The organism is Photobacterium sp. SP02, from assembly GCF_038519165.1.
GTDB lineage: Bacteria > Pseudomonadota > Gammaproteobacteria > Enterobacterales > Vibrionaceae > Photobacterium > Photobacterium halotolerans.
The window spans coordinates 1-637 of sequence record NZ_JASJOJ010000158.1 but is presented as its reverse complement, the minus strand read 5'-3'; the positions used below and the strand labels follow the sequence as shown (position 1 = coordinate 637).

The 637-nt window shown below is 55.7% G+C and carries 1 protein-coding gene; it reads left to right on the top strand.

Going from position 1 to position 637, the window contains the following annotated elements:
- Nucleotides 1-637: major capsid protein P2 (locus P0Y67_RS22755; RefSeq protein ID WP_342393712.1), on the top strand; the 637-nt coding region annotated here is incomplete at both ends.

Sequence of the window (637 nt, the reverse complement as noted above, 5' to 3'; positions counted from 1 at the left end):
TATTCCGGCGACCTTCTTCCGTACGCTGGAGCAGTACAAACAACTGGATGTGCCCGCGGCGCTCGCCCCGCAGGGTGAACAGGTCTTTATCGTGTCCTTTGCTGATCTGTCCCTGAAGCTCAAAGACGGCCAGCAGCTGACCTCACTGGTTACCATGCTGGGCGAGTCACTGCAGATTCAGGTCGATATTGCGGCCAAGCAGGACGGCGACCCGGACAGCCCGACTCTTGAAGTCATTGCCGAAACCAACAAGCCGCAGGCATTGCGTATGTATCTGCCGCGTCTTGAGCGTTTGCAGATTGATATGCCCGCGCAGGGCACCAACACCTTTAACACCCTGCCGAACGACATGAAGCGCAGCATTCGCCGCATGCACTTCATGACGGATGCAATTGACGAGCTGGAAATCAAGCGTGATGACAACGTGGCCTATGAAACCACCGCCTGGCGTGAGCGTTACATGGCAAACCGCAACGATCTGATGTGGCAGGACGGTATGTTCCATCTGGACTTTCTGATGCGCGGCTTTATCCGTAATGAAATGTTCCCGACGGCCCGCGCCAAAGAGCTGCTGTTTACCTTCAAGACCCATAAGCCCGCGGGCAGCGTCACCGTGATTACTGAATATCTGGACGTT